General features: G+C 72.9%; 15 protein-coding genes and 1 tRNA gene. 5 read left to right on the forward strand and 11 right to left on the reverse strand.

Annotation, left to right across the window (positions count from 1 at the left end; all coding sequences use genetic code 11):
• The first annotated feature begins 135 nt into the window (after window positions 1-135).
• The 3 genes from ACFWPI_RS16795 (at window position 136) to ACFWPI_RS16805 (ending at window position 4,234) form a co-directional block, all read left to right on the forward strand.
• Complete coding sequence (locus tag ACFWPI_RS16795; protein WP_380371711.1) at window positions 136-1,362, forward strand: glycosyltransferase; 1,227 nt, start codon at window positions 136-138, stop codon at window positions 1,360-1,362.
• Between the two features lie 228 nt (window positions 1,363-1,590).
• Complete coding sequence (locus ACFWPI_RS16800) at window positions 1,591-2,739, forward strand: hypothetical protein (RefSeq protein WP_380371713.1); 1,149 nt, start codon at window positions 1,591-1,593, stop codon at window positions 2,737-2,739.
• A gap of 406 nt (window positions 2,740-3,145) precedes the next feature.
• Entirely contained in the window at window positions 3,146-4,234 is a 1,089-nt protein-coding gene (locus ACFWPI_RS16805; RefSeq protein ID WP_380371715.1) for a tyrosine-type recombinase/integrase, read from the forward strand.
• Window positions 4,235-4,607: 373 nt separating this feature from the next.
• On the opposite strand, the gene ACFWPI_RS16810 is transcribed toward ACFWPI_RS16805, so the two are convergent.
• The 7 genes from ACFWPI_RS16810 to ACFWPI_RS16840 form a co-directional block, all read right to left on the reverse strand.
• Window positions 4,608-4,681: transfer RNA gene (locus ACFWPI_RS16810), tRNA-Pro, on the reverse strand.
• A gap of 145 nt (window positions 4,682-4,826) precedes the next feature.
• The gene (locus ACFWPI_RS16815; protein ID WP_380371754.1) at window positions 4,827-6,023 is read right to left on the reverse strand and encodes an MFS transporter; all 1,197 of its coding nucleotides are present in this window, start codon (window positions 6,021-6,023) and stop codon (window positions 4,827-4,829) included.
• A gap of 275 nt (window positions 6,024-6,298) precedes the next feature.
• Window positions 6,299-7,090: a DUF1684 domain-containing protein gene (locus tag ACFWPI_RS16820; protein ID WP_380371717.1), complete on the reverse strand. Its 792-nt coding sequence runs from the start codon at window positions 7,088-7,090 to the stop codon at window positions 6,299-6,301.
• A 281-nt stretch (window positions 7,091-7,371) separates the two neighbouring features.
• Complete coding sequence (locus tag ACFWPI_RS16825; protein ID WP_380371720.1) at window positions 7,372-8,238, reverse strand: acyl-CoA thioesterase; 867 nt, start codon at window positions 8,236-8,238, stop codon at window positions 7,372-7,374.
• Window positions 8,239-8,458: 220 nt separating this feature from the next.
• The gene (locus tag ACFWPI_RS16830; protein ID WP_380371758.1) at window positions 8,459-9,166 is read right to left on the reverse strand and encodes an alpha-ketoglutarate-dependent dioxygenase AlkB family protein; all 708 of its coding nucleotides are present in this window, start codon (window positions 9,164-9,166) and stop codon (window positions 8,459-8,461) included.
• A gap of 70 nt (window positions 9,167-9,236) precedes the next feature.
• Entirely contained in the window at window positions 9,237-9,659 is a 423-nt protein-coding gene (locus ACFWPI_RS16835) for a transglycosylase family protein (RefSeq protein WP_380371723.1), read from the reverse strand.
• A 324-nt stretch (window positions 9,660-9,983) separates the two neighbouring features.
• On the reverse strand, window positions 9,984-10,805 hold the full coding sequence (locus ACFWPI_RS16840; protein ID WP_380371725.1) for a transglycosylase family protein: 822 nt from the start codon (window positions 10,803-10,805) through the stop codon (window positions 9,984-9,986).
• Window positions 10,806-11,399: 594 nt separating this feature from the next.
• Between ACFWPI_RS16840 and ACFWPI_RS16845 the strand changes: the two genes are divergently transcribed.
• Together ACFWPI_RS16845 and ACFWPI_RS16850 are read left to right on the forward strand one after the other, a co-directional pair.
• Complete coding sequence (locus ACFWPI_RS16845) at window positions 11,400-12,242, forward strand: hypothetical protein (RefSeq protein ID WP_380371728.1); 843 nt, start codon at window positions 11,400-11,402, stop codon at window positions 12,240-12,242.
• 287 nt (window positions 12,243-12,529) lie between these two features.
• Complete coding sequence (locus tag ACFWPI_RS16850; protein WP_380371731.1) at window positions 12,530-13,276, forward strand: hypothetical protein; 747 nt, start codon at window positions 12,530-12,532, stop codon at window positions 13,274-13,276.
• Between the two features lie 136 nt (window positions 13,277-13,412).
• Here the strand turns inward: ACFWPI_RS16850 and der are convergent, their stop codons facing one another.
• The 4 genes from der to ACFWPI_RS16870 all read right to left on the reverse strand — a co-directional run bounded on the left by der (window position 13,413) and on the right by ACFWPI_RS16870 (window position 18,331).
• Window positions 13,413-14,867 carry a ribosome biogenesis GTPase Der gene (gene der, locus ACFWPI_RS16855; RefSeq protein WP_063349663.1) on the reverse strand — a complete coding sequence of 485 codons (1,455 nt, stop codon included), beginning with the start codon at window positions 14,865-14,867 and terminating at the stop codon, window positions 13,413-13,415.
• A 248-nt stretch (window positions 14,868-15,115) separates the two neighbouring features.
• On the reverse strand, window positions 15,116-15,829 hold the full coding sequence (gene cmk, locus ACFWPI_RS16860) for a (d)CMP kinase (RefSeq protein ID WP_380371734.1): 714 nt from the start codon (window positions 15,827-15,829) through the stop codon (window positions 15,116-15,118).
• 215 nt (window positions 15,830-16,044) lie between these two features.
• Entirely contained in the window at window positions 16,045-17,139 is a 1,095-nt protein-coding gene (locus ACFWPI_RS16865; RefSeq protein WP_380371736.1) for a DUF4419 domain-containing protein, read from the reverse strand.
• Between the two features lie 106 nt (window positions 17,140-17,245).
• A complete protein-coding gene (locus ACFWPI_RS16870) occupies window positions 17,246-18,331 on the reverse strand; it encodes a prephenate dehydrogenase (protein ID WP_380371739.1) in 1,086 nt (361 codons plus the stop codon).
• Window positions 18,332-18,721: the final 390 nt, after the last annotated feature.

Raw genomic sequence — 18,721 nt, forward strand, 5'->3', positions numbered from 1 at the left:
GTTCCGTCGACGAGATCCGGCCATGAGGACCGACAGTGCGTTGAACCCCGCGGAGAACGGGCACCGTTGACGGCGGAGTAGGCCAACTGATCACGGCCGGCCGTCGTCACGGCCGGGGCGCCGGAGGACCGTTCTGTGCCATCGCTCGTACCGCACCTCCTGGCCGGCGTGCCGTTCGCCGCCCTCGCCGGCTTCAGCAGGGCCGTGCACCTGGTCCACCGGCGGGTGGGCCGCCGCTACCGGCCCGTCACGGCCCCGTGCCACCAGCCACTCGCCGTCGTCTCGCCCGTCTACCGCGAGGATCCAGTGCTCTTCCGGCGGGCGCTGGAATCGTGGCTGGCCGACGACGTGTCCGAGATCGTCTGCGTCATCCACCAGGACGACCTCGCCTGCCTCGACGTGGCACGCCGCTGTCCCGTCCGCGTCCTGACCACCGACCGGGCGGACAAGCGGGAGGCGCTGCGGCAGGGGTGGCAGGTCGTGTCCGCCGACCTGGTCGCACTGGTCGACTCCGACGTCGTCTGGGCGCCCGGCGTGGCTGCCTCGGTCCGCGCCCCGTTCACCGACCCCGAGGTGGGCGGCGTGGCGACTTCCCAGAGCGCCCTCGACCCCCACAGCATCTGGGAGTTCGCGGGGGACCGCTTCAAGGGGGAGGGCCGGCTCCCCGCGTTCACGGTCGCGGGCCGGGCCCAGATGTGCCTCATCGGACGCACCGCGGTCTACCGGCGATCCGTACTCGTGGAGGCCGCCGACGCCTTCGTCGACGAGACCTTCCTCGGCCGCCGGTGCGTCGTCGGGGACGACACCCGGCTCACCGAGCTGACGCTGCGCGCCGGCTACCGCACCGTCTTCCAGGGCAACGCCACGGTGCGGTCACGGTATCCGGGAACCGGCCGGGAATTCCTCGGCCAGCGACTGAGGAACGCCCGCAACTTCTGGCGGGTGAGACTCACCGCCCTGGTCACGGGCTGGGTCTGGCGTCACCCCTACCTGGCCTTCGGCACCCTTGCCGACGTCATCGCCCGCAGCGGGTTCTGGCTGTGCGAGGCCTACCTCGTCGTGCTGGCCGTCAACGGGCATGTGCTCGTGCCGGCGATCGCCGCGGGCTGGTGTGTCCAGCACCGGGCCCGCGCGGCACGTAGGTTCGTTCGCCGGCGGGCCCTTCCGCGGTGGCACGTGCCTGCCCAGCTCGCCATCGACCTCGCCCTGAAGAACCTCGACCTCCTCGGCCTGCTCACCATGCGACGCCAGGCGTGGCTCACCCGCCGGGAACCTACCGGGGCGACGGCCCCGACGTCGAAGCCGTCCGCTCCACGTGAGGTCGGCCCGCAGCCGGCCGAGGGCCCGAATCCTGTTCCTTGACGGGGCACCAGCAGGGCCCGAGCGGCGGGTTGTTCGCCCGTGCGGGTGAACCGGTGCACCCCCGGGTCGGCTGGCCGTTGACCGGACCATCGAGACGGCAAACTTCACGCCGCCCTGCCGCCTCCGCAACACACCGACCCGCTCTCGTGTCTGCCCACCCTGCCGGGCGGCAAGAATGGGCCACGCCGGTGCGTTGTGGCGCCGCGACAGTCCTGGAGGTACGAATCCGTGACCCGGCACAGCATCGACCCCGACCGGCGTGAGCTCATCGCTGCGTGGGGAACGGGCGAGGGCGACCTCGCCACCCACGTCGCCGGCCTCCCCACCGACACGGCCACCAGTACGCTCCTGAGCCTGGCCCGCTCCCTCACCCAACTGTCCGACGCCGCCTGGCACACCTACACCCACCCCGCCAGCACCGCCGGTTCCCTGGGGCCCAACAGCGAGGGCTGGCGCCGCGAGGAGGAACGCAAGACCTTCGCCGAGGTCGCCGACGCGATCACCAAACCGCCCCTCCCCAGCGGCGGCACGATGATGATCTCCTACAGCCGCCTGCTGGAGTCCGCGAACCGCGTCGGACGCGCCCTGCACCACCTCGACACCCCGGACCTCACCGCGGCCGTGCTCGCCGAGGCAACCGCCGAACTCGCCGCCGTCGAGAGCGCGGAGCTCGGCGACCTCACCGGCCGCGCACAGCAAGCCGTCCTCCTCAGCCGCGAGGACGCCTCCCCCGTCCAGGTCGCCGCCGCCGACCGCCTCCTCCAGGACGACCCGTTCGGCCCCGCCGAGCTCTTCTCCACCATCGACCCCACCGCCGCCGCCGTCGCCGCCGCCCACTGGCTCGCCGCCGCAGCCGAGGTCACCGCCGAGACCTCGGGACACGACTCCACCCAGGTCGTCCTGGAGGCCGACAACATCGAGGCACTCCCCCACGAGACCCCCACCCTCGTCCTCGGCCTCATCGAGGACGGTGCCACCCCGCACGATGCCGTCACCGGCCTCGACCGCCACGCCATGCACATCACCGACGGCCTGCTCCCCGACCCCACCGCCCTGCGCGAACAACTCGACGACCTGGAAGAGACCGTCGCCGAATACACCGGCGAGGACGAACCCGACCTCGCCGACATCGCCCTGCGCCTCACCCCGCTCGACCCCAAGCGCCCCGCCCGCGACCTCCTCGAAGACCTCCTCACCGGCATCCACGCCTGCTGGCTCCTCCACAGCGAATACGAGGACCTCGACACGGACGAAGACCTCGGCGACGCCGAGGACTGGGACGACGACCAGGCCGAGGAACACCAGAGGCGCAGCCGTGAACGCTTCGCCCAGCTCGTCCGCGAAACCGCCGCCCACCACCACGACCGCCTCATCTGACCTGCGGCCCCACGGGCGGGACACGCCACCGACCGGCGACCGGCCGCTTCTCCCTTCGCCGCCGGCCAAGGGAGAACCACAAGTCACATGTTCAGGTGGGGGCTCTCACCGAGAGTACGCAGGTCACAGGTCTGGTTCTGCATTGGTGATCGCATGGTGGTCGCACCCGGCCACCCGCACGTGCGACCTGTAGCCTCCACGGCTGATCAAGGAACCGGGACTACGGGAGGCCGAGGAAGTGCGCAGTTCAGGACGACGTGGACGTGGACGGGTCTACCGCCGGTGCGGGTGCCGTGACACGGATCGGCGCCAGCTCGGCGCCGGGTGCCCGGGTCTTGCCGAGGAGGGGCACGGTACGTGGACGTTCGCCGTCGACATCCCCTCCCTCAGCGGACGGCGGCGCACCGTGCGCCGGGGAGGGTTCGAGGACGCGTGGACGGCGGAGGGCGCGTTGCGGCGCTTCCTCGAAGGCCGCCGGCTGGGGTTCGACGCCGACCCGCACGAGACGGTGGCCGCCTACCTCACCCGGTGGCTCAAGAGCATGGAGTTCCTGCTCAAGCCCACCACCTACGCCCGCTACCGCACCTACGTACACGGCGAACTCATCCCCGTCTTCGGAGAGATACGCCTGGAGGAACTCGCCCACGACCACATCGCCGCCTACGCCCACCAGCAGCTCGAAGCCGGCCGCGGACGCCAGGCCGTCTACCACTGCCTCGCCACCCTCTCCAGCGCCCTGGGGACTGCCGTGCGCACCCACCGGCTCCCGTTCAACGCCGCCCAGCCCATGCCGATCCGCAGACCCCGCGCGGACGAACGCGTCCCCTGGAGCGCCGAGCAGGCCGTCGCCTTCCTCGCCCACTGCCGCGAGGAGGACCCCGCCTTCGCCGATGTCATCGAGGTGATCATCGGCACCGGCCTGCGCAAGGGCGAGGCACTCGGCCTCCAGCGCGCGTGCGTACGGATCGACGACCGCGTCATGTTCATCCGCCACACGCTCTCCGCGATCGACAACCACGAACTCGTCCTGACCGCGCCCAAGACGAAGAAGAGCCGCAACTGGGTACCCCTGTCCGAGCGCGTCGCCACAGCCCTCCAACGCGCCATCGCCAGGAACACCTCCACCGACAACGACCACGTCTTCCAGGACGCCGACGGCAAGCCCCTCCACCCCGCGGCGGTCCGCCGGCGATTCCACGAACTGCGCAAGCAGGCCGGACTGCCCCACGTCACCATCCACGACCTGCGCCACCTCGCCGCCACCCTCGCCCTGGAGGGCAACGTCTCCATGGCCGTCATCTCCAAGACGCTGCGGCACTCCACACTCTCCACCACCGCGAACATCTACAGCCACCTGACCTGGGACGTCGCCATGGCCGCCGTCCACACCATCGAAGCCAGACTCCGCCTCGTCGAAGCCCGCTCCCGAGCCGGCACCGACGCCATCGCCCGGAACAGCCCCGCGCCGAACCCGCTGTTCAGCCACGCAGCCTGACACCCGCACGACCGAAGCCACCGAAGGCCCACCGATGCCACTCGAACTGCCCGGCATCACGATCCGTAACTGACACACACCCAGCCACACGGCCCGTCACAACAACTGGTGCCACGGGCCCCACAGCCATGCCCAATTCGGAACCACGCCCGCTTCAACGACGGACAAGGTCTCAATCGCCCGATGAACACGCTCAGTCACTACAGTCGAGCGAACAAAAGGCGCACAACGGGCATGCAGGAATGCGGCGATACGCCGAAAACACCCCCCGAGGCGACGTGAACGAGCGTTCACGACCACACTGCGACCACCAAAACAAAAAGGCCGCCCCTACCATGCGGTAGGAACGACCTCCGACCTGCGAAAACGCCGGTCGGGACGACAGGATTTGAACCTGCGACCCCTTGACCCCCAGTCAAGTGCGCTACCAAGCTGCGCCACGTCCCGTGGTCTCGGTACCCGGTAGCAGGGCCTGGGGGGCTCTGCTGTGGGCTTCTCGACCTTGTCTCCAGTTGTCCCGGCGACGTGGAAAACAATACAGCACGTGGAGGGGTGCTCGCTGCCGGGTTGGGGGTGGGCGGGTCGGGGTGGGTCAGGGGGTGGGGTGGCGGGCGTCGTAGGCGAGGAAGGCGGGGCGGCGGGCGGCGAGGAGGACGACGGCGGCGACGCAGGCGAGGCCGCCGGTGATCACGGAGGTGGCGGGGTTGGTGAGGGCGGCGACGGCGCCGGACTCGAAGTCGCCGAGGCGGGGGCCGCCGGCGACGACGACGATGAAGATGCCCTGGAGGCGTCCGCGCATCTCGTCGGGGGCGGCGACCTGCATCATCGTGTTGCGGAAGATCATGCTGACGGTGTCGGCGCAGCCGGCGACCGCGAGCAGGAGGAGGCCGAGCCAGAGGTTGTGGAGCGCGCCGAAGGCGGCGATGGCGAGGCCCCAGGCCGCGACGGCGACGAGGACGGCGGCGCCCTGGCGGTGGATGCGGCCGACCCAGCCGGAGAAGAGGGCGCCGGTGAGGGCGCCGACGGCGGGGGCGGCGACCAGGAGGCCGACGGTGCGGGCGTCGCCGCCGTAGAAGGTGACCGCGATGGCGGGGAAGAGGGCGCGCGGCATGCCGAAGATCATCGCGGCCAGGTCGGCGAGGAAGCTGGTGCGCAGGTTGGGCTGCTCGCGCAGGAAGCGGAGGCCGTCGAGGACGGAGGCGCGGCCCTTGCGGTCGCCGAGCGGGCGCATGGCGGGCAGGCGCCACATCGCGTAGAGGGTGCCGGCGAAGGCGACGGTGTCGACCAGGTAGGCGGCTTGGGTGCCGTAGGCGCCGATGAGGACGCCGCCGAGCATGGGTCCGACGGTGAGGCCGAGGTTCATGCTGACGGTGTTCAGCGCGTTCGCCGCGGGGAGCTGGTGGCTGGGGACCAGCCGAGGGATCATCGCGGAGCGGGCGGGCGAGCTGAGGGCGAAGAAGCCGGCCTGGGCGGCGACGGCGGCGTAGAGGACGGCGACCTGGCCGAGGCCGGCCAGTGCCTGCACGGCGAGGACAGCGGAGACGACGGCGAGCCCGGCCGAACCGATCAGGCCGAGCTTGCGCCGGTCGACGGTGTCGGCGATCGCGCCGCCGTACAGGCCGAAGGCGACGATCGGGAAGAAGGAGAAGAGGCCGACCAGGCCGGTCGCGAAGGCGGAGCCGGTCTCGTCGTAGACCTGGACGGAGACGGCGACGGCCGTCATCTGCTGGCCTATGGAGGAGACCGCCTGCCCGAACCAGACCCGGCGGTAGTCGGGGTGGTCGCGCAGTGGGCTGAGGTCGGCGAAGGCCCGCCGGTACCAGGGGAGGGTCTCGGTTCCGGCCGACGGAGCGGAGACGTCGGAGGGTGGCTCCTCCGCGGGAGCAGGGGCAGGGGCAGGGGCGGCATCGGACGCCGGAACAGGGGCAGGCGCCGAGGCAGGGGCAGGCGTCGGAGCGGGATCGGACGCCGGGGCGGGATTGGCAGGATGATTGGTCGACACAACCCTCCATGGTCCGCCCCGGCCTCCCCGCTCCCCGCACCGGGGCCGGACAGCGGCCCGTCCTACCTGGTCAGGACCTGCTTCTCCCCTGCCTCCACCGCGAAGTCGAGCCGGTTGCCCGGCGGCGGGAACGGGCAGATGAAGTGGTCGGCGAAGGCGCACGGCGGCAGGTAGGCCCGGTTGAGGTCGAGGACGGTGCGGCCGTCCGCGTCCGGGGCGGGGAGGGTGATGAAGCGGAAGCGGTAGGTGCCGATGCCGCTGGTCGCGTCCGCGATGACGCCGGTGAGGCGGTCGCCGGAGCGGCTGACGGTCAGCTCGCGGTGCTCGCCGGCGACGGTGAAGGCGATCTGCCCGGTGACGGCGAGCGGGCGCTCCTTGCCGTCCGCATTGGGGACGAGCACGGACTGGGCGCCGTCCTCCTCGAACGGGGTGAAGACGGCGGGGACGGCCCACTCCGGCGAGTACGGGTAGGCGGAGATGCCCGCGAAGGCCGTCCGGCGCGGCGCGGCCGGATCGAAGACCCGCAGGGCGAGCTCGCCCTCGCGCTCGATCGGGACGAGCAGGAGGTCGCCGAGGGTGGCGGTGTCGGCGGCCGGATCGGTGTCGGGACGGAGCAGCGCCTCGCCGTCGACCGGCCCGTCGGCGCCGCCGACGGTGATGCCGTCCGCGGCCGCCGCCCGGACCCGGACGCCCTCGGCGTCGGCCCACCAGCTCCCGGGCAGGCCGACGATCTCGACGGGTCCGGGCTCCAACCAGTGCGTGCCGGTGAGTGCGAGCTGGCCGTGTGGCGAGCTCACCGACGCCGCCCGGCCATCGCTCCAGCGCTTCCAGTCCTCCGCGGCCGTAGCCGTCATCGGTACACCCTCCCACTGCGGTCCTCGGGCGGCCCGCTGTTCGGGCCGTCCACCTCGGTCACCCACCACAACGCCGCGCACCCGGACGGATCATTCCCGCCTGCCGGAACCGCCACAGGGCGGCAACACGGCGTCACGACGGCAACACCACGGACACGACGCCCGCCAGGACGACGGCCGGCCCGCTCGGCCGACACCCGGCCGCCGACACCCTGCCGCCGGCACCCGGCACCCGACGCGCTCACTCGCCCACGCGCCCACGCGCCCACGCGCCCACCCCGTCAGCTGCCGGCGCCCAGCGGCCGGAACAGCCCCTCCTGCACCACCGACACCACCAGCCGCCCGCTCCGGTCGAAGATCTGCCCGCGCGCGAGGCCGCGCCCGCCGTGGGCGATCGGGGACTCCTGCTGGTACAGCAGCCAGTCGTCCGTACGGAACGGGCGGTGGAACCACATCGCGTGGTCGAGCGAGGCCATGTCGAAGTGCCGGGTGCCCCAGAGCGGCTCGACGGGGGCGCGGACGGCGTCGAGCAGCGTCATGTCGCTGGCGTAGGTGAGGGCACAGACGTGGATCAGCGGGTCGTCCGGCAGCGGGCCGTCCGTCCGCAGCCAGACTCCGCTGCGCGCCTCGACCCCGGCCAGCTCCTCCTTCGTCCAGCGCAGCCGGTCGACGTAGCGGATGTCGAAGGGCTGGCGGCGGCTGATGAACGGGGGGAGTTCGCCGAGCCGGGAACCGACCTCCTCCAGCGCGCTGGGCAGGTCCTCGGGCGCGGGGACGTCCGGTATGGGGTGCTGGTGCTCGATGCCGCCCTCTTCGGGGCGGTGGAAGTCGGCGGTGAGGGCGAAGATCGACCGGCCGCCCTGGATGGCGAGCACCCGGCGCGTGGTGAAGCAGCGGCCGTCGCGGATCCGGTCGACCTGGTAGACGATCGGCACGCCGGGCACCCCGGGGCGCAGGAAGTAGGCGTGCAACGAGTGGACCGGGCGGTCGCCGTCCACCGTGCGCCCGGCCGCGACCAGCGCCTGCCCGGCGACCTGGCCGCCGAACGTCCGCTGCAGCGCCTCCTCGGGGCTGCGCCCGCGGAAGATGTTCAGTTCGATCTGCTCCAGGTCGAGCAGGTCGACAAGGTCGTCGACGGGGGTACCCATGCGTGCGCTTCCTCTCCAGGCCCACGGCCCCGGCGGAGGTCTTCCGCCCGGCTCCGGCGCCCGTCCTGATCGAATTCTCCAACCCACTGGAATTCTCCGGCGACCGGGGTCATTCCCGCTCACCGGGCCGAAGGAGCCGATTCACTCGAACGAGTAAGCGAGCAGTAGGGGAAGAGCGGAAGAGCGGTCACCAGGCGGACGGACGAACGCCCACCCGGACTCAGGCCTCCCCCGCCTCCCCCGCCGCCAGCCCCGACTGCCGCACGGTGATGTTGAGCCGGCCGACCAGACCCAGCGCCGGATCCGCCGTGCCGGGCAGCGTGCGCACCACACCGTGGTACGCGAACCGGGCTGGGCCGCCGAACACCAGCAGGTCACCGCTGCGCAGTTCCAGGTCGGTCCACGGGCGGGTCCGGGTCTCGGTGTTCCCGAGCCGGAACACACAGGCGTCGCCGAGCGAGAGTGAGACCACGGGCGCGTCGGTCCGCTCGTCGCGGTCCTGGTGGAGGCCCATCTTCGCGTCGTGCGGGTAGTGGTTGACGATCGCGATGTCGGGTTCGTACGACGCGGCGCCGGCGATCTGACGGGCGTCCGTCCCGTAGGCGTCGGCGACGGCCCGGCGGGCGAGGCGGTCGAGTTCGGGCGGGAACGGCTTGACGGGCGTGCCGTCCTCCGCGTCCTTCCGGTAACCGTACGGATACCAGTGCCATCCGAGGCTGACCATTCGTACGGACATCATCCCGCCGGTGGGCATCCGCACGGCGTGCAGGCCCGCCGGTGGGCGGGCCCACTCCCGGCAGGCTGCCACCAGGCGCAGTTGGGCATCGGCGTCCAGCCAGCCGGGGAGGAGGACGGCACCGGGGGCGGGCTCGGCGCGCCCGCGTGCGGCAGCGGACCCCGACCGGCCGCCCGGGACGGCACCGGGCAGGTCACCGAACAGTTCGCCCTGGATCACCCCACCATCCTCCCGCACCGCCACGGCCGAAGCCCGGCCGGCCTCAGGAACCCGGCCGGCCTCGGGAGCCCGGACCGCTACCGGGGGTCGGGCTGCCGCCGGAGGTCGGACCGCCACCGGGAGTCGGCGATCCGCCGATCAGCCCCAGCTCCCGCGCGCAGTCCGGCCACGCCTCCCAGCCCTGCCGTCGGAGGATCTCCTCGCCGACGGTCGTCTGCTCCCGGCGGCTCGCGTGGTCCGGCCGGTCGGCGAAGCGCAAGCCGCCGGCGACCTCCCAGGTGGGCGGCCAGATCTGCAGGCCGCCGTAGTAGCCGTTGCCGGTGTCGGCCTGCCAGTCGCCGCCGCTCTCGCACTCGGCGAGGCCGTCCCACACGACGTCCGCGACCCGGGCCGCCGCACCGGCCCGCTCCCAGGGGATCGCCGCCGCCCCCGCCAGCAGCACCACGGCGACGCCCAGTCGAAGCACGACCCGGCACATACGCTCGTCACAGGGAAGCGGCACAGCAGCCGACCCTAGGCCGGTCTCCTCACGGCCCTCCCCAACGACACTCCGAACGCGCCGAACACACCAGAAACGCCGGGAACACCGGAAGCACCGGAAACGCCAACGGCCGCTCCCCCGCACAGCGGAGAAGCGGCCGTGGTGTCAGCACACCGCCGGGGCCGGGAGGCCCGCTGAACCGACCTCAGGCCGGGGACGTCGGACAGCCGACATCAGGCGGCAGACCCCGGAGAGCCGGTGTCAAACGCTCAGACACTCAGTTGCTCAGAGGCCCAGGTGCTCAGGTGCTCAGACGCTCAGGGTCTGGCCCGGGAGGATCAGGTCGGGGTTGCCACCGATGACCTTGGCGTTGTTCTTGTACAGGTCGTGCCAGTCCAGGCCCTGCGCGGCGGCGATCGAGCTCAGGGTGTCACCGGACTTGACGGTGTAGCTGTCGCCCTTGGCCGGCTTGGCGTCGTTCGAGCCGGTCCAGCCCTTGGCGCCCTTGGCGGCGTCGTTCTTCGGCGCGGCCTTCGGCGCGACGTCAGCCTTCGGCGCAGCGGCGGCCTTCGGAGCAGCGGCCTTCGGCGCGACATCGGCCTTCGGCGCAGCGGCGGCCTTCGGAGCCTGGGTCTGCGCCGGCTTGGCGGCCGGGGCAGCCGGCTTGGCGGCGGTCGAACCGGCAGTCGAGCCGGCGGTCGAACCGGCCGAGGTGTCGACGGCGGCCGGGGTGCCGCCCTTGGTCAGGCCGGCCTTGACGGAGCACACGGGCCAGGCGCCCGGGCCCTGCGAGGCGAGGACCTTCTCGGCGACGGCGATCTGCTGCGCCTTGGTGGCCTGGTTGGCCTGCGAGGCGTAGGCGGTGCCGCCGAAGGCGGCCCAGGTGCTGGAGGTGAACTGCAGTCCGCCGTAGAAACCGTTGCCGGTGTTGATGGCCCAGTTGCCGCCGCTCTCGCACTGGGCGACGGAGTCCCAGGTGGAGACGGAGGCGGCGGAGGCCGAGGTGGCCGTGACGAGGCCGGCCACCGGCAGGGCCGCGACAGCGGCGCCCGCCACGACAGCCATCCGGACGCGGTTGCGCTTGGTGGCCGTGGAGGTGGTGGCAGCGGCGGTCTCGTGACGGAAGGTCATGGGGTTCCTCTCGAAAGCCCCGGGCGGGCATGCGGAACCAGGCCCTGGAGAGGGCCGCGTTCACTTGCCGCGTCCGTCGGGCGACCGTGCACGTGTCGGACGTGCCGCTTGCCGCCCCGGCCACCCAGCCGCTCACCGGCGACCTTTTCGAGCGATCGCGTCGGCGGGCACCTGCCGCATCCGGCGGGGAGCCGGAAGGGCGGTGCGTCGGGGGTGAACCCGGGTGGCGCTCGTTGCGCCGCCAATGAAGCTACGAGCCGGTCGGCGGGGAAACCAAAACTCCACCGGTCTGCCCAGCTCAGCCAAGGGTTACCGGCGGTAGTACCCGCACAATCCTGCCCGAAATGCCCGTTTTAGCCGTCGATTCGTAGATCAAACATCACGGTGGCGTGACTCACCTCACGGTTTCATTCCGGCAGGCCTGCCACCGACATCGACACATTGCGACCACGAGAACACGCGGCGCGGTCGGATCAGAGGCAATTCCCGTCAGCCTCGTCGACCACCCGTGACGCCTGACACAAGGGCCCGTTGGTCATGGCGACCTCCCCGTATCCGCCCCGACCGCCAACCGCACCCACCAGAGGAGAACCCGTGCCGCGCATGCTCGACGTCAGCGACGAGGTCCGGTCCGAGATCGGCGACGACGAGGCGGACCGCCTCCTCGGCGGCGACCGCGCACCCGACAGCTACGAATGCACCTCCTGCCGCACCTCCGGCGACACCCACGCGGAGCCCACCAGCACCGTCCTGTTCGTCGGCGAGGAGACCGCCGTACTCGCCTTCGCCCACGCCCGCTGCATCCCGTCCCAGGTGGTGCCGGTGGCCGAGGAGCAGTTGGTCGGCGCCGTCCGCAGCATCAGCCAGGCCCAGACCGGCGCCCCGGCCGCGCCCGCGCACCCGCTGGTGCCCATTCCCGCGCCGGCCCCGGCGACCGCCCCCACCGCCCAGCCCAGCGCGCCGGGCCAGGCCGCCATCCTCGGCATCACCTGCGGGCTGGTGCTGCACGGCAAGGTCGGGCACGCCTCGCTGGTCGTCGAGCCGACCGGCCCGGTCGGGCGCCCCGGCAGCACCTCGGGCGAGGACGAGTTCCTCGACCTGCTCCAGGACGCCGGCTTCCAGGCCATCACCGACCTCGACGAGACCCCGGACCAACTGGGCGGCTGGTCGGTCCTGGTGGCGATGGGCAAGCTGCACGCGATCCTGCAGCCCGCTGCCGCCGGCGGCAGCACCGGCTGGTGGCAGGCGCACCAGCCGCTCCAGGTCACCGATGCCTGGCGGATGGCCGCGAGTCAGCTCTCCGAGGTCACCATGTACGCCGTCCCGGCCGGGATGGTGGGCCGCCAGCCGCGCGAGGACCTGCTCCGCCAGGCGCTGGAGCGGGCGGTGGCACTGGGTCAGGTGGTCGCCGCCTCCCTCCCCCTCGCCGGCACCTGAGCCCCTCGGCACCCGGGCCCGCCGACACCCGCCCTGTCGGCACCCAGCCCCAGCCGCGCGCCCGACCCAGGCGCGCGCCCGCCCCCGCCCCCTCAGCACCCAGCCCCAACCGCGCCCCGACCCGTCGACACCCGGGCTCCACGCCCGGGCTCCGCACCCGCCGGAGCACCCGCCGGAGCACCCGCCGGAGCACCCGCCGGAAGGCGGCCTCTCCCTCAGCACAAGCCGCCTTCCGGCCGGTCCCCGGCACCCCGCATCCCCGTGACCCCTCACTCGTTGGCCCCTGTGTGTACAGCTACGACGTCTCCGCGTCCCCCGGCCGGTCCACCACCGCCCCCCGCTCGATCCCCGGCATGCGCCCGTCGTACGACGCGGAGCACCCGCACTCGACGACGCCGATCTACGACGAGCTGTACTCCGAGTACCGGCGGCTGTTCCGCGCGCTCCCGGGCGACCGCTCGGGCGAGGAGGACCTGAAGTTCACCGGCTTCGCGGTCCGCGACGGCTACCCGGTGCTCGGCGAACCGCGCCCGTACCCGCCCCAGCACCAGGCCTTCCACAGCTACGGGGGGCAGCCGCCCGGCCTGCCGCAGTTCATGCCGAGCCAGCAGCACGGCCACTCCGCAGGGCACGCCACCGGCCACTCCGGCCACGGCGCCACCAGCCAAACCCACCACAGCACCACCGGCCACACCCACCACAGCGCGATGGGCCACACCGGCCACAGCGCCCCTCAGCCTCAGCCGCACCCCCACTCCGAGCCCGCCGCCCCGACCAGCGACGGCTTCGGCCAGGCCGCCCCGGCGGCCACCGCCCCTCAGCACACCCCGCCCCCGCCGCCCCAGTTCACCAACGGCCAGGGCTGGGTGGCCGCCGGCTACCTCGGCCCGATCCCGCACTCGATGCCCGCGCCGCCCCCGGCCCCCGCCCCGGCGATGGGCACCGCCACCGGCGTCGCCACCGCCGCGCCCACCGGCGGACGCCACCGCCAGATGCTCTCCCTCCCCCCGGGCCGCAACGGCGACCACCACTGAACCGCCCGCCTGCGCACCACTCACACGACCCGCACGACCCCGCACACACGACGAGGGCCCCGCCACCACCGTGACGGGGCCCTCGCCCACACCTACTGCCGGCACCCACCGACTACTGCCGGTGGATCACGACGTCCTACTTCCGCTTGCGCTTCTCCCGGACCCGCACCGAGATCGAGATCGGCGTCCCGACGAAGCCGAACTCCTCACGCAGCCGGCGCTCGATGAAGCGCCGGTAACCGGCCTCCAGGAAGCCCGAGGCGAACAGCACGAACCGCGGCGGACGGATGCCCGCCTGGGTGCCGAACAGGACGCGCGGCTGCTTGCCACCGCGGATCGGGTGCGGGTGGGCGGCCACCAGCTCGCCGAGGAAGGCGTTCAGCCGCGCGGTCGGGATGCGGGTCTCCCAGCCCTCCAGCGCGGTCTCGATCGCCGGGACGAGCCTCTCCATGTGCCGGCCGGTCTTGGCCGAGACGTTGACCCGGGGGGCCCACTGCACCTGGACGAGGTCGCGCTCGATCTCGCGCTCCAGGTAGAAGCGGCGCTCCTCGTCCATCTGGTCCCACTTGTTGTAGGCGATGACGACGGCGCGCCCGGCCTCGACGGCCATCGAGATGATCCGGGTGTCCTGCTCGGCGAGGGTCTCGCTGGCGTCGACCAGGACGACCGCGACCTCGGCCTTCTCCAGCGCGGAGGAGGTGCGCAGCGAGGCGTAGAAGTCGGCGCCGGCGGTCAGGTGGACCCGGCGGCGGATGCCGGCGGTGTCGACGAACTTCCAGGTCTTGCCGGCGAGTTCGATCATCTCGTCGACCGGGTCGCGGGTGGTGCCGGCCAGCTCGTTGACGACCACCCGCTCCTCGCCGGCGACCTTGTTCAGCAGGCTGGACTTGCCGACGTTCGGGCGGCCGATCAGCGCGATGCGACGCGGGCCGCCGGGGGCGGCGTCGCCGAAGGTCTGCGGCGGGGCCTCGGGCAGCGCGTCCATGACGGCGTCGAGCAGGTCGCCCGAGCCGCGGCCGTGCAACGCGGAGACGGGGTGCGGCTCGCCCAGGCCCAGCGACCACAGGTAGGCGGCCTCGGCCTCGGTGGAGGGGCCGTCGACCTTGTTGGCGCACAGCACGGTCGGCTTGCCGGCCCGGCGGATGAGCTTGATCAGGGCTTCGTCGGTGTCGGTGGCGCCGACGGTGGCGTCGACCACGAACAGCACCGCGTCGGCCTGCTCGATGCCGAGCTCGGCCTGCGCGGCCACCATCGCGTCGAGGCCGAGGACGTCGATCTCCCAGCCGCCGGTGTCGACGACCTTGAAGCGGCGGCCGTTCCAGCTGGCCTCGTAGGTGACCCGGTCGCGGGTGACGCCCGGCTTGTCCTCGACGACGGCCTCGCGGCGGCCGATGATGCGGTTCACCAGGGTCGACTTGCCGACGTTCGGGCGGCCGACGATGGCCAGCACCGGCAGCGGTACGTGCTCGGCGCCGTCGAAGCCGTCCACGCCGTCGACGTCGAAGCCTTCCTCGGCGGCGATGGCCATGAACTCGGCGTAGTCGGCGGCGTCCAGTCCACCGTGGCCGGTGTCGGAGTGCTCTGCGGTCATGTTCGTCTGTTCCGTTTCCCGGCGCGGCCCTTCCCAGGGGCGCGCCGTGCGTACCTGCCCCGCTCGGGGCAGCGCGATGGTTGTCTCCGCGGCACCTCGGCGGCACCGCAGCTCATTCGGCCGTTCCGGCCATTCCGGTCGTTCCGGTTGTTCAGACCATTTCGGTCGTTCCGGCCGTTCAGACCATTGTGGCCGTCCAGACCGGTCAGTTCTTCAGACCGGTCCGTCCTTCAGGCCTGTCCGTCCATTCAGACCGACGACATCCCGGCCCGCTCCTCCACCAGCGCGGCGATCCGGTCGATCACCTGCTCCAGGGTGAGCTCGCTGGTGTCCACCAGGACGGCGTCCGCGGCCTGGGCCAGCGGGGCCGTCTTCCGGGAGGAGTCGGCGGCGTCCCGGCGGGCGAGGTCGGCGGCCATCGCGGTGATGGTCGCCTCGTCGACGCCCTTGGCGCGCAGCTCGGCCGCCCGGCGCTCGGCCCGGGCCTGCTCGGAGGCGGTCAGGAACACCTTGGCGGTGGCGTTCGGGAACACCACCGTCCCCATGTCCCGGCCCTCGGCGACGATGCCGCGCTCGGCGACCTCGGCGCAGCCGCGCTGCAGCTCCACCAGCCGGGAGCGCACCGCCGGCACCGCGGAAACGGCGCTGACCTGCGCCGTCACCTCGGGGCCGCGGATCGGTCCGGAGACGTCCTGGCCGTCCACCGTGATGGTGGGACCGTCCGCGTCCGTGCCCGACACGATCACCGGCTTGCCGCACGCGACGGCCACCGCCTCCGGGTCGGCCACGTCGACGTCGTTGGCCAGCATCCACCAGGTCATCGCCCGGTACATGGCGCCGGTGTCCAGGAAGCTCAGGCCCAGCCGGGCCGCCACCGCCCGCGAGACGGTCGACTTGCCCGAACCGGAGGGTCCGTCGATCGCGACGACGACCGGGGCGTGCGCTCGGTCGGCAGTGTCCACGGGGCCGAACCTCTCTCTGGGCGTGAAAGCCGGGGCCTGGGGAGGCAGACGGCAGGGGATTGTCTCCCTCAAGGTTAATGGACCGCCGCCCTACCCACTCCGCCACCCGATCAGCCCAGTACCAGCCCCCTGCCAGCCCCCCTCGGCCCCGGGATCAGCCCCGGTACCGGCGCCGGTATCAGCCCCGGGCTTCAGCCCCGGCTCCAGGCCCGGTATCAGCCCTGGTCGGGGCCCAGGACCTGCAGGACGGCGTTGCCCAGCCGGGGCCGCAGGTACTCCCCGTCCCACTCGATGCCGAGGATGCCGGCGGTGAAGGCCATCGGGATCTCGCGGCCGAGGAGGTCCCAGACGAACGGCACCTTGGAGACGTGCGAGGGGAAGTCGTTCACCGCGAAGGAGTCCCGGTGGTACGGGTTGGCGTCCGCCTCCCGCCAGCCGAAGGACTGGCGCAGCCGTGGCCCGTCGGGGGTCTGGGTGTGCGCGAGGAAGGCGGTGAGCCAGCCGGTCACCCGTGGGCCGCCGGACATCGACCGCCACTTGAAGAGCGAGCGCCAGAACTCGTCGTCGACCGCCCCGCCCGCCGCAGTCGCCGCGATCTCGTCGAGCACCGGGCGCAGTTCGGCGAACCACGGCGCCAGCCAGTCGAAGCGCTCCGCCAGCCCGGCGACCCGCGCCACCAGCAGCGCCCAGTCCTCGGCCGTGCCCTCCAGCCGGATCCGCGGGATGCCGCAGCGGGTCTCCCAGCGGAAGGCGTAGTAGGGGCTGACCACGTCCATCAGCGCCACCAGCGCGCAGGAGGCGTCGTCGGGCGTGGTCGTCGAGAACGCCGGCTGGAACAGCTCCACCAGCTCGGCCCCGACCGCCGCCGCCAGCGGCTCCCGCACCAGCCGGATCGACCGCGACCAGTCCGGCCCGGGCGCCGCCAGGGTGTCGTCGCGGACCACGATCGCTTCCCGGCGCCCCTCGGCGCCGCCGAACAGCGCCCGGTACCTCGGCGCGTACATCCGCGCGTGCACGGCCACCTCGTGCATCACCGCGTACCAGAGCACGTCCGGCGACAGGCTGAGCGGCAGGTGCTCCGCGAACGCGGCGTGGACCGCCCGCACCAGCAGGCTGCAGGTCGGCTCCGGCTCGGCGGGCTCCGGGTCCGGCGGCGTCGGCCGGGGCAGTTCGACCAGCGCTTCGACGCTGCGGTGGTGGATCCGGAAGTCCCCACCCACCACCGCCCGCAGGAACCGCTCGTTCCCCAGGTCCACCGGCCGGCCGTAGGACCCGTGCCGGGTCTCGCCCAGCGGCAACTCGATGATCACCCCTGCTCCCCCCTCAACCGAACCCCTCACCCGAAGCCCTCAACCGAACCGCTCGGCCGAACCCCTCACCCGAAGTCCCGGAAGCCGACCGGCCCCCGCAGCCCGATCAGTCCCGGACGCTCCACCCGCTCGCCCGCAGCGCCACCGTGAGCGGCTTGACCGCCCCCGGCGCCACCGACAGCTGGACGAAGCCCACCTGCTGGCCGGTCGAGTGCTCGATGACGACGTCCTCGATGTTGACCCCGGCCGCGCCGACCTCGCCGAACAGCCGGCCCAGCTCGCCGGGCTGGTCACCGAGCACCACGGCCACCGTCTCGTACCGGGTGGGCGGCGCGCCGTGCTTGCCGGGGATGCGGGCCTGGCCGGTGTTGCCGCGCCGCATGACCGCCTCGATCCCGGCCGCGCCCGCCCGGCGCTCGCCCTCCTCGGGGGCGTCCAGGGCGCGCAGCGCGGTGACGGTCTCCCCGAGGTCGGAGGCGACCTCCTCCAGGATGTCGGCGACCGCGCCGGCGTTGGCGGAGAGGATGTCGACCCACATGCCGGGGTTGGAGGCGGCGATCCTGGTGACGTCCCGGACGCCCTGCCCGGAGAGCCTTATGGCGGTCTCGTCGGCGTGCTCCAGCCGGGCGGCGACCAGCGAGGACACCAGCTGCGGGGCGTGCGAGACCAGGGCGACGGCCCGGTCGTGCGCGGCCGCGTCCATCACGATCGGCATCGCACCGCAGAGCGCGACCAGTTCCAGGGCGGCGTTGAGCGTCTCCGTGTCGGTGTCGTCGGTGGGGGTGAGCACCCAGGGGCGGCCCTCGAACAGGTCGGCGCGGGCGGCCAGCGGGCCGGAGCGCTCGCGGCCGGCCATCGGGTGGCTGCCGATGTAGTGGACGGTGTCGCAGCCGAGCGCGGCGACCTCGATGCACGGGCCGGCCTTGACGCTGGCGACGTCGGTGTACCAGCGGGCCAGGTTGCGGCGCTGGCAGTCGGCGAGCACCTTGCCGACGAGGGCGGGCGGCACGGCGATGATCGCCAGGTCGACCGGGCCGTCGGCCGGCTCGGTGATGCCGGCGCCGAGGGAGGCGGCGGTCCGGGCGGCGTCCGGGTCGGCGTCCTCCAGATGGACGGTCAGCCCGCGGCCGGCCAGGGCGAGCGCGGCGGAGGTGCCGATCAGTCCGGTACCGACGACGACGGCAGTGCGCATGGCGGGTCGCGCTCCTTCTCGAATTCTCGGGCTTCGCGTTCTGGGCTTCGCGTTCTGAGCTTCGTGTTCTGGGTCTCCCGGGTTGCCCGGCCTCGCGGGACTTCCCGGGCCACCCGGCCTCGCGGGACTTCGCGGTTCTCGGTCCGGTCGGCGCCCCGGCACGGGCCGGGAGCACCCGCGCCCCATCCTCTCGCATCCGCCCCACCCACGCCCCCACCGCCCACCCGTTGGGCAACCACGGCGGCCCCGCCCCCGTCCCACACCATGCGGACGCACGCCGGGCACCGCAGGCACCAAGGCACCACGAACACCACAGGCACCGCGAACGCGCCAGACCCACCAGACCCGCCAACGGGCACACACGCCGCACCCCGCGAAATCCGGCGACGC

Source organism: Kitasatospora sp. NPDC058492, assembly GCF_042720685.1.
Taxonomy (GTDB): domain Bacteria; phylum Actinomycetota; class Actinomycetes; order Streptomycetales; family Streptomycetaceae; genus Kitasatospora.

Coding starts and splice junctions, on each gene's coding strand:
- ACFWPI_RS16820 (WP_380371717.1), bottom strand. CDS start 7,090: ATGACGGCTACGGCCGCGGAGGACTGGAAGCGCTGGAGCGATGGCCGG.
- ACFWPI_RS16825 (WP_380371720.1), bottom strand. CDS start 8,238: ATGGGTACCCCCGTCGACGACCTTGTCGACCTGCTCGACCTGGAGCAG.
- ACFWPI_RS16840 (WP_380371725.1), bottom strand. CDS start 10,805: ATGACCTTCCGTCACGAGACCGCCGCTGCCACCACCTCCACGGCCACC.
- der (WP_063349663.1), bottom strand. CDS start 14,867: ATGACCGCAGAGCACTCCGACACCGGCCACGGTGGACTGGACGCCGCC.
- ACFWPI_RS16870 (WP_380371739.1), bottom strand. CDS start 18,331: ATGCGCACTGCCGTCGTCGTCGGTACCGGACTGATCGGCACCTCCGCC.